This window comes from Lysinibacillus sp. NPDC094177 (genome assembly GCF_050279145.1).
GTDB lineage: Bacteria > Bacillota > Bacilli > Bacillales_A > Planococcaceae > Lysinibacillus.
This window is the reverse complement of record NZ_JBNNTW010000004.1, coordinates 54866-68732: the sequence shown is the minus strand read 5'-3', so window position 1 is coordinate 68732 and position 13867 is coordinate 54866. Positions and strand designations below refer to the sequence as shown.

The 13867-nt window shown below is 35.7% G+C and carries 12 protein-coding genes and 1 pseudogene; 4 read left to right on the top strand and 9 right to left on the bottom strand.

Annotated elements, in window-relative coordinates:
* Nucleotides 1-69: 69 nt before the first annotated feature.
* Nucleotides 70-951 carry a LysR family transcriptional regulator gene (locus ACQKNC_RS08400; protein ID WP_427424406.1) on the bottom strand — a complete coding sequence of 294 codons (882 nt, stop codon included), beginning with the start codon at nucleotides 949-951 and terminating at the stop codon, nucleotides 70-72.
* Between the two features lie 661 nt (nucleotides 952-1612).
* Between ACQKNC_RS08400 and ACQKNC_RS08395 the strand changes: the two genes are divergently transcribed.
* Together ACQKNC_RS08395 and brnQ are read left to right on the top strand one after the other, a co-directional pair.
* On the top strand, nucleotides 1613-2365 hold the full coding sequence (locus tag ACQKNC_RS08395) for an alpha/beta hydrolase (protein ID WP_427424405.1): 753 nt from the start codon (nucleotides 1613-1615) through the stop codon (nucleotides 2363-2365).
* A 184-nt stretch (nucleotides 2366-2549) separates the two neighbouring features.
* Complete coding sequence (gene brnQ / locus ACQKNC_RS08390; RefSeq protein ID WP_427424404.1) at nucleotides 2550-3887, top strand: branched-chain amino acid transport system II carrier protein; 1338 nt, start codon at nucleotides 2550-2552, stop codon at nucleotides 3885-3887.
* A gap of 336 nt (nucleotides 3888-4223) precedes the next feature.
* On the opposite strand, the gene ACQKNC_RS08385 is transcribed toward brnQ, so the two are convergent.
* The gene (locus ACQKNC_RS08385; RefSeq protein WP_427424668.1) at nucleotides 4224-4442 is read right to left on the bottom strand and encodes a cupin domain-containing protein; all 219 of its coding nucleotides are present in this window, start codon (nucleotides 4440-4442) and stop codon (nucleotides 4224-4226) included.
* Nucleotides 4443-4761: 319 nt separating this feature from the next.
* The gene (locus ACQKNC_RS08380; protein ID WP_427424403.1) at nucleotides 4762-5538 is read right to left on the bottom strand and encodes a GNAT family N-acetyltransferase; all 777 of its coding nucleotides are present in this window, start codon (nucleotides 5536-5538) and stop codon (nucleotides 4762-4764) included.
* A gap of 216 nt (nucleotides 5539-5754) precedes the next feature.
* Here ACQKNC_RS08380 and ACQKNC_RS08375 point away from each other — a divergent pair.
* Nucleotides 5755-5902, top strand: a pseudogene (locus tag ACQKNC_RS08375) (transposase); the annotation flags it as partial.
* Nucleotides 5903-5998: 96 nt separating this feature from the next.
* Here ACQKNC_RS08375 and ACQKNC_RS08370 read toward each other — a convergent pair.
* From ACQKNC_RS08370 to ACQKNC_RS08355, 4 genes are all read right to left on the bottom strand, one after another.
* On the bottom strand, nucleotides 5999-7015 hold the full coding sequence (locus ACQKNC_RS08370; protein ID WP_427424402.1) for a hypothetical protein: 1017 nt from the start codon (nucleotides 7013-7015) through the stop codon (nucleotides 5999-6001).
* On the bottom strand, nucleotides 7000-7575 hold the full coding sequence (locus ACQKNC_RS08365) for an RNA polymerase sigma factor (protein ID WP_427424401.1): 576 nt from the start codon (nucleotides 7573-7575) through the stop codon (nucleotides 7000-7002). Before ACQKNC_RS08365 ends, ACQKNC_RS08370 begins: the two co-directional genes overlap by 16 nt.
* A 356-nt stretch (nucleotides 7576-7931) precedes the next feature.
* Nucleotides 7932-8792, bottom strand: a complete 861-nt coding sequence (locus tag ACQKNC_RS08360) for an alpha/beta fold hydrolase (protein ID WP_427424400.1) — start codon at nucleotides 8790-8792, stop codon at nucleotides 7932-7934.
* 1007 nt (nucleotides 8793-9799) lie between these two features.
* The gene (locus tag ACQKNC_RS08355; RefSeq protein ID WP_427424399.1) at nucleotides 9800-10558 is read right to left on the bottom strand and encodes an SDR family oxidoreductase; all 759 of its coding nucleotides are present in this window, start codon (nucleotides 10556-10558) and stop codon (nucleotides 9800-9802) included.
* Nucleotides 10559-10754: 196 nt separating this feature from the next.
* On the opposite strand from ACQKNC_RS08355, the gene ACQKNC_RS08350 reads away from it, so the two are divergent.
* A complete protein-coding gene (locus ACQKNC_RS08350) occupies nucleotides 10755-11321 on the top strand; it encodes a TetR/AcrR family transcriptional regulator (RefSeq protein ID WP_427424398.1) in 567 nt (188 codons plus the stop codon).
* A 432-nt stretch (nucleotides 11322-11753) separates the two neighbouring features.
* On the opposite strand, the gene ACQKNC_RS08345 is transcribed toward ACQKNC_RS08350, so the two are convergent.
* Together ACQKNC_RS08345 and ACQKNC_RS08340 are read right to left on the bottom strand one after the other, a co-directional pair.
* Complete coding sequence (locus tag ACQKNC_RS08345; protein ID WP_427424397.1) at nucleotides 11754-12962, bottom strand: YhgE/Pip domain-containing protein; 1209 nt, start codon at nucleotides 12960-12962, stop codon at nucleotides 11754-11756.
* 58 nt (nucleotides 12963-13020) lie between these two features.
* Complete coding sequence (locus ACQKNC_RS08340) at nucleotides 13021-13602, bottom strand: TetR/AcrR family transcriptional regulator (protein WP_427424396.1); 582 nt, start codon at nucleotides 13600-13602, stop codon at nucleotides 13021-13023.
* Nucleotides 13603-13867: the final 265 nt, after the last annotated feature.

Sequence of the window (13867 nt, the reverse complement as noted above, 5' to 3'; positions counted from 1 at the left end):
AAGAGCGAGTAACAATTATGAAAGTGGTGAATTGTTACTCGCTCTTTTATTTTAGTCCATTCTAATGAATTATTTTTTTTCGTAAAAATCGAATACAAATTGCTGAAATTGTCGTGCTGATGGTGGAAGATATCGATTTTCAATCCAAGCCATACCTATTATTCGTTCACAAACCATATCCTCCACACGAATTTTAGCTAATTTATTTGGATTCAAGTCTTCGTCAAAAGGTAGCAACGATACGCCAAGCCCAGCACCTACAAAACCAGCAACTGTTGATACCTCATCACCTTCAAATGTAATTTTCGGTTTGATACCTGCAGCATTTAATAATTTATCAGCTGTACGGCGCAATGCGTAACCCTTTTTCATTAGAACAAAATTCTCATGTTCAAGTTCCTTCATCTTGATGCTCTTACGGCTAGCGAGGGGATGATCGATTGGCACCATAATATAAAGCTCATCACGCCAAAGCTCCTTCCAGCAAACAGGTGGCTCCGTATCTATCGCTGCAAGTAAGCAAAGATCTAACTCTCCCGCGAGTAATTGCTTCAACTGGGAATGAGAGTAATTTTGTGTAAAGTGAAAGCGTATATGTGGATGGTTCTGACGGAATGAGCGGATCAAGTCAGGTACGATGCTAGTCCCTAGAGTATGTAAAAAACCGAGTGACACATCTCCTAGCTCTGGGTTATTCAACTCCTGTAATTCTAAAACTGCCTTTTCATATTCCTTACGCATGCGTTGGACGCGATACAAAAAAAGCTCTCCATACCGGTTGAGCATAATCGAGCGTCCTTGTCGGTCAAACAAGGGAACTCCTAATTCCTCTTCAAGCTTTGAAATAGAACGACTTAATGCTGGCTGAGAAATCGCTAATGTTTCAGCGGCACGAGTCATATGCTCAAGCTTTGCTACTGTGACAAAATATTCTAATTGTTGCCACTCCATTTTTTCACCTCTATTCCCGTTATTTTTGAGTTAACTGCATTATAACGGTAAAAGAGTAGGAAGTATAGGCACATAGCACATAAAGATGAAACTTTAATCAGCGGTGGGTTCTTTATCCACCACTGATTATTAGTCTTCCCCAATTGGGCTTTTACGGGCAGTTAATCTCATGCCTTACTTTTAGTTTTTGCTGAAATTTGAGGTAGGATTCTTATCCCTGTCGTTTCTCTTTCTGTACAGATAAATTACTGCCCGTTAAAGCGGGATAAAGTGAAACTTAATCAGTAGTGGGTTCTTTATCCACCACTGATTATTAGTCTTCCCCAATCGGGCTTTTACGGGCAGTTAATCTCATGCCTTACTTTTAGTTTTTACTGAAATTTGAGGTAGGATTCTTATCCCTGTCGTTTCTCTTTCTGTACAGATAAATTACTGCCCGTTAAAGCGGGAAAAAAATATTTAAAAAAACTTAGAACTTAAAAAGAGGAATGCAAAATTAAAGTTACGGAAAGCGTTATATAACATGCATTAACCTCACATCATTAATGCATGAAATACATTAATATGATAAAAACTATAAATTGTACATTATGAATAAAGGGTGTTAAGATAGACACATAAAATACACAATTACAAATTTCCGTGAAGGGGATATTATAAAATGAATTTATCAAAGCCACAACCTCTAACAATTGAGGGAGGCAAAAAGGCCGTACTATTACTGCATGGATTCACAGGTAGCACAAAAGATGTGAAAAAACTGGGAGAATTTTTATCAAAACGTGGTTATACAGTTCATGCACCGATTTATAGTGGGCATGGTGTAGAACCAGAAGCATTACTTGAAACTAAACCGGAAGACTGGTGGAATGATGTTGTGGAAGGTTATAACTTCCTAAAAAGTAATGGTTATGAAGAAATCGCGGTAGTAGGAATTTCACTTGGCGGCGTATTTTCGTTAAAAGTAGCAGAGAAGTTTCCTGTGAAAGCATGTGTTGCTATGTGTGCACCAATCACACGCGATAACTCAAAAGGCTTATTTACACGTTTATATCATTACGCTCGTTTATATAAACATTTTGAAAATAAATCAAAAGATCAAATTATTTCAGAATTACATGAGTTACGTATTACACCAAAGGATTCATTAGACGGTGTTACACGTTTAACAACAGAAACACGCGATGAATTATCTACAATTAAAGCACCTACATTAGTATTACAAGGTTCATTAGATGATGAGCTTTATCAAGAAAGTGCACCATTCATTTTAGACACTGTGGAAACAAATGATAAAGAGATTATTTGGTATGAAAATTCTGGTCATATTATTACATTAGACAAAGAGCGCGAAAAAGTGTATGAGGACGTATATAAGTTTTTAGATCATATAGAGTGGTCTGTAGCAAACTAAGGGGCTGTCAACAGACAGCTCTTTTAGTTTTGTCTATTTAACGCTAGGAACTGTACAATTAACGATTTTAAAAGAAAAAACTATTGTTTTTAAAATAAATGCTTGATACTATAGTGGAATTGTAATGTGAAATCTCTATTTAAATTATTTGCAATAGTTAAATACATCTAAGGAGTACATCAAAATGCAACAGAAAATACCTTTTTCAACATATGCAGTCATTGGCACGATGCTTTTTGGACTGTATTTTGGAGCGGGGAATCTTATTTTTCCAATTCAGCTTGGACAATTAGCAGGGACCAACTTTTGGTTTGGCCTAATTGGATTTTTAGTAACAGCTATCGGTTTACCGTTTCTAGGTATTTTAGCTATTGGTTTATCAGGTAGTAACGGTTTGCGAGACTTAGCGAGCCGTGTTCACCCGTTATTCGGTGTCATCTTTTCATTAGCCCTCTATTTAACGATCGGTCCTTTTTTTGCGATTCCTCGTACAGCGACAGTTCCTTTTGTTGTTGGCTTTGAACCATATATACAAGTTGAGCATACAACACTTTTACTTGCTTTATTTAGCTTTGTATTTTTTGCCATTGTTTATTATTTCTCATTGAATCCAGCAAAAATTATGGATTATATCGGAAAATATTTAACACCAGCTTTTTTGATTGTGTTATTTATTTTAATTATTACTAGTATTATAAAACCGATGGGGCATTTCCAGCAGCCAATGGGAGATTATATTGATTCAGCATTTATGACAGGCTTTAAAGAAGGCTATAACACAATGGATGCGTTAGCCTCATTAGCTTTTGGAATTGTCGTTATTAACGCGATTAAAAGTGCAGGAATATCGGATAGAAAGGAAATTGCTAAAGCAACGTGGAAATCTGGTATTTTTGCCATGGCATTAATGACATTAATATACGGTTTAATAACGTATATGGGGGCATCGAGTATTGATGCTGTTGGTACTTTTGATAATGGTGGTTTAATATTTGCCGCAGTCGCAGATCACTATTTTGGATCATTTGGGGCTATTTTATTGGCAGTTATTATTGTCCTTGCTTGTTTAAAGACAAGTATTGGCTTAATTACATCTTGTAGCGAATTTTTCCACGAGATATTCCCGAAAATTAGCTATAAATGGTTTGTATTTTTATTGTGTATTGTGTCGTTTACGATAGCGAACTTCGGATTAACGAATATTATTAAGTTTGCTATTCCAGTGCTAATGTTCTTATATCCGATAGCGATTGTCTTAATAATACTTGCATTAAGCTCATCACTATTCAAAAATAAGCAAACGGTATACGCGATTGCTATGATTTTTACAATTTTTATTAGTTTGATTGATGGCTATAAAGCATTAGTGGCCAGCATTCCAGCGACGAAATTAGGTATTTTTGATGCGATTGAAAAAGCTTATTCGAACTTTTTACCTTTTTACGATATAGGCTTAGGCTGGATATTACCAGCGTTAATTGGGGCATTTATAGGATACTTATTCCCAGCAAGAAGAGCGTAAAAGTTTAAAATGAGGCTGGGACAAAACTAATTGGTTCCTTCATAAAGCCGAATAATCTCTAAATTAATTAACAAAACACGATTAATAGAAAAACCGAACTATTCCGAAACACCACATGAGCGTTTCATTGGATAGTTCGGTATTTTTGTTGGCTGAAACACTTTTGTCTTTGCCTCATTTTTGTTTTGAGATTTAATCACATACTGACGTGAAATTCCACGTTATAGCAGTAGTGATCAGAGTCGTCCACTATTTTGTTTTTTCAAGAAGTTTGCCCATTAACTTTATTCAACTTCGAACAGTATTTTTTCCTTCAATAACGAATCCGCTTTAACATTATACTGGAATACTAGAAATGCAAAGGAACTTAACAATTGAATCTGTTTTATTTATCCAGTTATAAGAGGTGGTTGATTCTAAGAAAATACAATCATAAGGATTCAAATTATGTTCCTCTTCGTCAATAATGATGGTCAGCGTCCCTTCTAGAACGTAAAGAAATTCTTGCCCGGAGTGTGAATAAGAATCCTCTCGATTTGCACCTGGATTCAGCAAAACTAAAATCGGATTAAAGAGTGGATTTTCAATGTTTCTTGCCAAATCTCTATAAAAAAATTGGTTATGCGTGTAACGGGTTCTGTTTTGAAGTACAAAAAGCAAAATCGCAGGTAAAAAAGACAATTAATTAGCATATTAAAAGGTACTGCAATTGAAGTACCTTTTTTTTACAACTTGATTTAATATTTCGTGAATCAAAATTCAACTAAAGCACTCCGTTAGTTGAATAAGAAAAGAAACGCTTATTCCACAATCGCACCCTTTAACGGAATAACACATGAGCTTCTATTACCTAGTTTTTTAATAAGAGGCTCTACTACTTGGTAGAAGGTGACTGGCAGCCATAAGAGTATGCAAGACATAGAAAACCACACTTTTCTAGGATAGGCCTACTCATTGAACTGGCGTCAACAGTAAGGAAAGGATGCCCATTTTCATATGCTTTTTTTGCACGAGTAGCTAAAAGTGCTGTATAATAACCTTTTCCTCGGAACAACGGTAGTGTTGAACCTCCCCATAAGCTGGCAAAGGAGGAGTTTTTCTCCAAGTACATCCAAGCTGCACTTACAAGCTGACCATCTTCATAAATTCCATAAAGGTATAGGGATTCAGGATTATTCTGTTTATCTCTCCAAAGTCTTTCTCCCAGCTCAGCATGTGGTACATTCCAGATGGCATCTTCTAGAACAATAATGTCTTGAATGCCTTGTTCATCCGTTATTTCCTTTAAATTGAAGTGTTGGTCATTATTAAGCAAGGGGTGCTGTTCATCTAACTTCATGACCATTAGTGCTTCAGGATCATCTATTGTGAATCCTTCTTGTTCAAGACTATCTTTCAAACTATCAGGCTTGTCGTAGTTATACACCTTCCACTCAAAATCCTGCTCAAGGTTACTAAAATAGTTTAACTCGTTCTTAATAATTTCTCTTACATCGCCTTCGTTTACATTAGATGAGACAATGAACCCTTTTTCACCAAACTGTGAAATGTGACGCACGACATGCTCTGTTTCCTCTCTTATGTAGCCTTTTACTTGAGCCTCTTGTCGAAGTTCTTTATGGAATAGTGAGATTAATTCATTTTTATCCATTGGCGACCCTCCTATATTTTAAAATTCTTTTTCTAATGAATCTTATTCCATTAATAACATATTGATTAGTACCAATTATTTCAAAAGCAGACGTTCAACTCAATCTTTTTTTCCGTAAAAAAGATACTATTTGTTTAGTAACTATATAATCATTGTTTCACCAAACATCTGTCACTTTAGCTGTAAGATACAAATAATTTACAATTGTTTCATGAGTTAGCGGCACAGCTTGAAGAATATAAATTACTCCAATCTATTCCCGGTATTGGTGAAAAAATCGCTGCAATGATTATTTCAGAAATCGGAGAAATTGATCGGTTTAATCATCCGAAAAAGTTAGTAGCCTTTGCAGGACTAGATATAAAGTTTCACAACTTAAAAAGATATGATACTCAAAGACATAAAAAAGGTCGTCTTTCGACGAACCTTTCTTTGTATATGTTTTTATGATTCATGCCTATTACTTATTAGATGCTTTTGTAAATGTTTGTAATAACTGTTTCATTTCATCTACTGAACAACCTTGGCTAGTCACTTCGTAAATAATCCCGTTTACCTTTGTAGAAAAATAAGGGTCATTCTGGTTATACTTACGGCTGTATTGAGTCCATTTAACACCATTGGAAATAAAAGTTCCTTTTTTATGTTGGCGGTCATACTGAAAATCACCATTGTAGTCAGGACCGCCTTGATACTCTTCTGGATATTCCTGCATCCAGATAAATTTGTCCGTGATATGGTTATCACCTGGTATGGTGACTGTCTGCCCCATGCTACTTTCGGATGTAGGTTGGTATTCAAGTTTCACATGATAGCGAGAGCCGTCATTGCGTAAAGCGCTAGTAGTCATCTTTAATTCAGAAGACTGAAATATTCTCAAAAAAGGAACCACCTTACGGATGTTTTCATATGCAGCCTGCACTTCCAATGGGTCATTCTTTCCGCCGAAAATAGATTTCACATCTGGTTTTTCCACTAGGTTCGCTCGTTTTAGAACCTGATAATACTCGATAGTCTTTTTCCGTGCTGTACCTCCCAGTATTTCAACTGCAATATATTCATCTGGTGATTGTTTCTTCATGGCATAATAGTTGGAGTTCGGAGGATATTGTGTAGTATCGCCTTCTCGTAAAAACGTCCAATTTCCAATACGGGAGATTGTGCCTAGTTTCGAAGCCAATTGCTCTTTGTATACTCTCTCATCTGTCGTCGGGATATAGTAATGACCGTCGTGAACTAGGTATTCTGAATAAGGGTGAGAAGGTTGTTTGCTTATCCCAAAGAGCTTAAGCCCAGCCCAACTTGGTGTAACATTTGGAACTAACAATAAGAAAAGAACCATTAGAACTACGAATAAAATCGCCTGATTCAACCTAAAACGTTTTTTCTTTCTAACGATGCTTTCAATATTGATTTCTTCTGGAAACTGAATTTGTCGTTGAACGTTTTTCAATGTGTTTTTTAATTCTTGTTCCATGTCCATCCCTCCTTATGAAACATATCTCCATGTGATGATGACAGCAATTGTTTCTTAAGCTCACCTCTAGCGTGATGAAGTCGCGATTTAATTGTTCCCTCACTAACTGTGAGGGTCGAAGCGATTTCCGAGATAGATAAATCCTGCATGTAGTATAAAATGATAACGGTCTGATGTTTCATTGAAAGTTTTTTAATACATTGATATAACTCCTTTTGGTTTTCCTCCTCAAGATAAATATGCTCTGGCTGTCCATCCTTGGACTTGTCCAAAATATCCTTCCACGGAGAAAAGAATCGTTTTCGCTTTGCCATTTTCCATATTACATGCAGCAGAATTTGATGAAACCAGGTTTTAAACGATGCAATTTCAGGATTAAACCGATGTATGGATTTATATGTACGAATTAGGGCTTCTTGTACCGCATCATCTGCCGCAGCTCTATCCCTTAGAAGCATAAACGCCACCTGATATGCTGAAGGGATATAGGGTTTCAATAGTGAATTGAATGCATGATGTTCCCCTGACTGAGCTTTGATAAGTTCTTCATGTTTTGTCACGTCAAAACCTCCTTTATCTACCTACTTATTCCCCAAAGAATAGGAAATGGTTCAATTTTCCGTAAATTTTTTCTAAAAAATTCTAAAATGAAAAGCCACCATTAGGTAGCATTATTTTATAGTAATTTCGCTTTAATAAATAATTTTCCTTCTTGAAGTAACCTGCCACGTTAGCACAATAAGAAAAAAGAGCTGTCTAAAACAGCTCAATGTTCTTCAAGGAAAGCACCCGTTAGCCATCCATGTAGCGCAAAAACCAGCGCTACACCACAGAAAATGAAAGATGATTAAGTTCTTTCATGGGAGTGGAATAAGAATTAAACAACTTTATTATTTTTTATAGGACTTTAAAGTTACTAAACACTTAAGAAATCAACTATCATTTTCTTTTCATGCTCTGGCAACATATGTATGTGTCCGCATTCTTTTAGCATATGAGTCGTGTTGTTTGGTATGATTCTATTTGCTCTTGGTAATACTTTTTTCGCTGGAAATAAACAATCTTTTTCTGCTGCCATAATAAGTGTGGGTGCTTTACACTGTTGCATTAATTTTTCACTCACATTTGACGGCATCCCTACTTTTGTTTTTACATGATCAAAACTATCTTTCACCATATCCAAAGTATCTTTATCAAGAGTTTCTTCGTTAATGGCCATAAATAAAGCCGTTTCTTTTATATATTTTTCTATCTTTGTTAGTTTATATTTGAGTAGTGGAATCATCATTTTCACAGTACTGATAGGAAAGGCATTATTAATACCTGATGGCACAATTAATACGGATTTTTCTACTTTTTCCGGTGCAATACACATCAGTTTTGCCAAAACTCCGCCTCCAAACGAAACCCCAAAACAAGCTATTTTATCAAATCCAAGCCCTGAAATAACGTCACTTGCCCACTTTCCATAATCATAATTGCTAGGAGAGAGATTAACTTCATCACTTTTTCCAGGGTGGCCAATAATATCAACCGCATAAATATGAAAATCCATAAGCAGGAATTTGTACGTTAGTAAATTATAGGCAGTCGTACTATTACCACCATGAAATACTAACAATGGTTCACCTGATAAATTGCCAGTTTCAATGATATGTGTTCTTCCAAAACGAGTATGAACGTAAACATCCTTACATGAATAATCCAATTTCTTCAATTGAGCATCATAAAGCTTTAGAGACATTTCTCTTCCGGATTGTGTTTTGTATATACTCATATAGTCCTTCCTTATATCCATATTTCCTTTTTAACTTGTTATTCGCTAATGTATTTAAAAAATCCTTCTTCCACTAAACTGCTCCGTTCGTATTAGTTGAATATAGTTCCTTGCCATTTAAATTATCACGTTAACTAATTCGAGCGAAAAAAAGATTATGTATTCGCATCGTTATAGGACTTTCTATAATGTAGCTTTATTAATGCGATTTGATATACCAATTCGTAAGAAAATTGTTAAAAAACCGCTTTATATCAATAAAAAAGGGACATCCAAATCATTTTGATTTGATATCCCTTTTATAGTTTTTTTTTAAGTTTTGTACTCGAAAACAGAACCCGTTATTATGCATGGTGTTTGTTTTATTAACAATATTTCTCATAACAGTTGGTGCTGTCTGATCATCGGATTCTGAAAAAACCATGCTATTCACTTTTTCTTCATACCATTAATGGGACACTTAAGTTATGTTTGGGGTCGGAAGTCAAGCTATCTTACAGGAGCCGTTTTAACTGCATTTTGAGGATTTATTGGGTTCCCAATGATAGATACAGGGAATGATTGGATTATTATGGCAGCCATTATTATTGGTTTATTCATACAATTGATGACGTATTCACCGTAAGCTCCATCCCAATTTCAATTTATTTGGTCATAGCAAGTATCATTTCTATTTCATGTATGTTGCTAGTAAAAGAAACTAAAGGAAAATCACTCACTTTTAAGAAAGCTCAGTAAATATTTTCGTTAGCCATATTTTAAGCTAAAGCCAATTAGCAATTTGAAAAGAATGATCTCTTGGAATAACGTGTCTCTAAGAGGTCATTTTTGATTTTTTATCATTTTCCGAATATAAAAAGGGGACAGGAATGCATTAATATGCAATTACTTCAATGGATAAAGGCCAAATACAAAATGAGTTCGATACAATACATACAATACCGAACTCATTTTAAACATGCTACTTCATGAAATAACCATAATTATTTCATATATGCTATAAAAAATTAGTAAGCTGTCCAACCACCATCAACAGCAATTACTTGTCCGTTGACAAAGCTTGCTTCATCTGAGCCAAGGAAAATAGCAAGCTGAGCGATTTCCTCAGGTTGTCCAGCACGTGGGTTAATGGACATACCTAGTGCTTGGCGAGCTGCACCTGTTTGGCTCACATTTGTCATAGTAGAAGCAATGTTTGTGATAACTGCACCTGGAGCGATACCATTGCAACGAATATTTTTATCTGCATACATAAATGCTGTGTTTTTTGTTAGACCAACAACAGCATGCTTAGAAGCAGTGTAGGCAGCCCCGGCACGAGCGCCATAAAGACCACCAGCAGAAATATTGTTAACAAAGACACCGTGTCCTTGAGCAAGGAAAATCTCTGTTGCCATACGCATTGAACGCATTACAGCAGTTGTATTTACCGCGAATACTTTGTCCCATCGTTCATCAGAAACTTCCCCAACTGGTTCCATGCCATCCATGATACCAGCATTATTTACTAAAATATCTAATTTGCCATATGCATTTTTTGTTTCATCAAACAAGCGTTGTAAATCTTCAGTTGAAGCGACATTTGTTTGAACGGCGATCGCTGAGCCACCAGTTGCTTCGATACCTTCAACAACAGCCTGTGCACCTTCTAAATTTAAGTCAGAAACTACGACTTTTGCTCCTTCTTTGGCATAACCTTCTGCAATTGCTTTACCCATACCTGACGCTGCACCTGTAACGATTGCTACTTTACCTTCTAATCTCATCACAAAAACCTCCTATTATTTATGTTGTTTCACAAGAGTTTGTCCTAGCGATTTCTTGGATATATAATGATAGATATTGAACATGTGTTCATTAAAATAATATAATAGTTTTGTAAGCGATTTCAATACACAAAAAACTCAGAACTGTTCAGTAATCAACACATATAAAAAATCTGTTTAGTAAGGGGAAAAAAATATGAGCGCTAACGATTTAAGAGTTGTCAAAACGAAGCAAGCATTACATAATGCCTTATTAACTTTATTAAGTGCAAAGCCTTTAGAAAGTATTACAATCGCAGAAATTTGTCGGGTGGCTAAGGTGAACAGAGGTACCTTCTACTTGCACTATGAGCAAAAGGAAGGACTATTTGAGGAATACTTTCAGGAAATTATGGAGGATTTGTATAATTCCTACGAGGAACCGTACCGTGCAGTAACAACATTGGATAAAAATCAAATAGATCCAAATACTATTCGTATTTTTCATCATATTGAGCGCTTTAAAATGTTCTATCGTATTGTTTTTTCCAAAAATGTGCCTTTGACCTACTATTACATGTTATTTGATGGAATTTTCTCTCTGCTGAAAAGGGATATCACAACCCATAATAAAGTACATGATGAGATATCCATTGAGTATTATAGTGCGTATCAAGCAAATGCAATCATAGGCCTAATCATTCAATGGTATCGCCAAGATTTTGAGGACAGCGTAAGGACCTTGAATAAACAGCTTGCGGCTATTTTGCGAATTGGTGATTAGTTTTAAAGGACTAATCGGCAAAGCGAGGGGTTGATTTCCGTTCCGACTGGACGCTTTCCTGGGGGCGTCCGATGAGCCGCTTCGCTTCGCTGCAGGGTCTCATCTGTGACGCTAATCCCCAAGGAGTCGTCCAGTCTCCACTCCAATCAACCATTTTCAAAATATGGATCTTCTAGCATGTCGCTTCCAAGGATATAACCCAAAGTTAGCAATAGCGTCAGTACAAATGTTTACTGTGCGAAAGCGAAGCGACAGTAAAAATATAAGAGGAGGTGGTGGCTCGACTCTCACCCGCAGAAAAGCGATAGCCTAGAACGGAAATCACCTTTATTTAAAGTACCGCATCTAAGCAAAGGTATCTTCACCGTTTTATGGTTTTACTATAAAAGCGATGTACTAACTCGTCATTAGAACATCGCTTTTTTAACAATATTATTGAACAGTAGCTGGGGAAATGTGCTCACTTTCGCTTTTTACTTTTGATCTACTTAAAGCAATGACCGCAGCAGAAATGCCCAGTGTCACAGCGATGATAATTCCTAACGAGCTACAATTACTCATTAAATTATCAGTGCTTCCGCCAAAAATAATAGTGTAATACCCGTCTGCTCCGTAAGTAGCTGGAAGAAGTGCAGCTAGTTTATTGTAAAATTCTGATAGCATTGCTTGTGGAACGAGAGCACCTGAAGTAACAAGCTGTATAGAAAGAGCACAAATGTTAAAAATCATGCCCAAGTTACCAAAAATTATGATAAAGGCTTGTGCCAAGCAGAGGAAGGCCCAGAACATTAATGCTTGAAAAAGATATACTGTTAAAAAGTTTGCTGTGCTTGAAATATTAAATAGATGCATTAAGCCAATTGTTAATAGCGGAAGAGCAAAGGCTACACCAATATTAATAAGCTGTCTTGCTAGGAACAATTGCCATTTGGAAATTGTATCTTGCACAATTTGTGCGGCCTGCTGGTGCTGCATAATCATTACCATTGCACCAACAAACGACGAAATAATAAGCATCAATGGCACAAAATTCGCAGCAAATTCTTTAACATTATTCGTTTTAATAATAGTAGAATCTATTGCACGATCTTTTACATTCATAATTGTTGTAGCAACGGCTTCGTTAATTTGTTGTGCTGTATTTTTTTCCATTGGAAGTTGTGAGAACTTTTGAGAAAATGCTTCGATGGTTTTCCCCTGCTGTAAACTATAAATATTGTGGTTAATTTCCTCCGTTACTTGTTTAGCTACTCCGTCCATCATGTTTTTTGCGATACTTGCATTTGCTTGATTAATAGAGTAAATAATTTCAGCCTCTTTACCTGCTTGTAATTGACTCGTAAAGTTGTTTGGAATATGAATCATCATATGAATATCACGAGTATTTAATTCTTGTTCAGCTTTGTCTTGAGAGGTGTAATTTTCTATTGTAAAAGGTAGTTTTTCTTTTATTTCATTTACTACTTGTTGCCCCATCTCAGTATCTTCGCTAATGAGTCCTATCTTTAAATTTTCTGTTCTGTCATTTACACCATCATAGGCAGTCATCCATACGGAAAAGAAGATGACCTGAAATGCAATTGTAACGACAATGCCAATATATGTTTCTCGAATTTTAAATAAAGCTTGTAAACCTTTCATAATTGCCCCCCCATAAATATAAGTAAGTACTTACTTGCATTGAATAGAAAAATTTTTTCTAGGGAGCCAATCCCCTAGAAAAAATTGAAATGCTCGTTTTTAACAACTCTTCAGTTGGCATATCAGAAACAATTGTTTCTAAACGTGCACGTGAAATAAAATGACCAAAATTAACAGCGATAAGGGATAATGCTACTGCTTCAAAATCAATCTCTCTGACTTTTCCTCTTTCATGCATTTCTTGAAAATAATGAATTAGCTCATGTTTAATATGAAGTGGGATATTAGCAATCTCTTCATTAATTTCAGGGAATTGCATAGCTTCCCTAAAGCCAATCATTACAAAGTCTTTAATAGACATTAAAAAGTTAAAATGCTTTATAGAGAAATTTAGTAAATCCGTTTCCAAATCCCATGTAACATTTTTATTGATCTCTTGCTGTAAAAGAGGAAAATAGGAAAATTGCTCAATAATGGCCTTCAAAATTCCACGCTTGTTTCCGAAATGGCGAAAAATTGTTACTTCATTAACCCCAGCTAATTCAGCAATTGCTTTAGTTGTTGCCGCAGTATAGCCCTTCTCACTAACGAGTTGTAAAGCTGCTTCTATGATTCGCTCTGCGGTGCTTTTTGTTGACAATAGAATTCTTCCTTCCATGCAAGTAATTACTTACATGCTAACATAGAGCAATTTCATTTTGCAATAAAAAATATTAACAAACTGTGGAAATTAAATAATATTTGGAAGGCAAGAAGAAGAGCTCGGTAGCCAGAAAAATCACTCAAGTGAATCAAAACAACAACATAGTGCTACACTTCAAGTATGAAAAGTATTAATGATTTTAACTTTTTATGGAAGAAAAAGCGTTTGACAACTATATCGTCTGCTGATATATTTTAAGTAT

What these genes read in the sequence shown, in the direction of transcription:
- ACQKNC_RS08345 (WP_427424397.1), bottom strand. Translation starts at nt 12,962, where the DNA reads ATGAAAGGTTTACAAGCTTTATTTAAAATTCGAGAAACATATATTGGC.
- ACQKNC_RS08400 (WP_427424406.1), bottom strand. Translation starts at nt 951, where the DNA reads ATGGAGTGGCAACAATTAGAATATTTTGTCACAGTAGCAAAGCTTGAG.
- ACQKNC_RS08380 (WP_427424403.1), bottom strand. Translation starts at nt 5,538, where the DNA reads ATGGATAAAAATGAATTAATCTCACTATTCCATAAAGAACTTCGACAA.
- ACQKNC_RS08370 (WP_427424402.1), bottom strand. Translation starts at nt 7,015, where the DNA reads ATGGAACAAGAATTAAAAAACACATTGAAAAACGTTCAACGACAAATT.
- brnQ (WP_427424404.1), top strand. Translation starts at nt 2,550, where the DNA reads ATGCAACAGAAAATACCTTTTTCAACATATGCAGTCATTGGCACGATG.
- ACQKNC_RS08350 (WP_427424398.1), top strand. Translation starts at nt 10,755, where the DNA reads ATGAGCGCTAACGATTTAAGAGTTGTCAAAACGAAGCAAGCATTACAT.
- ACQKNC_RS08395 (WP_427424405.1), top strand. Translation starts at nt 1,613, where the DNA reads ATGAATTTATCAAAGCCACAACCTCTAACAATTGAGGGAGGCAAAAAG.
- ACQKNC_RS08360 (WP_427424400.1), bottom strand. Translation starts at nt 8,792, where the DNA reads ATGAGTATATACAAAACACAATCCGGAAGAGAAATGTCTCTAAAGCTT.
- ACQKNC_RS08355 (WP_427424399.1), bottom strand. Translation starts at nt 10,558, where the DNA reads ATGAGATTAGAAGGTAAAGTAGCAATCGTTACAGGTGCAGCGTCAGGT.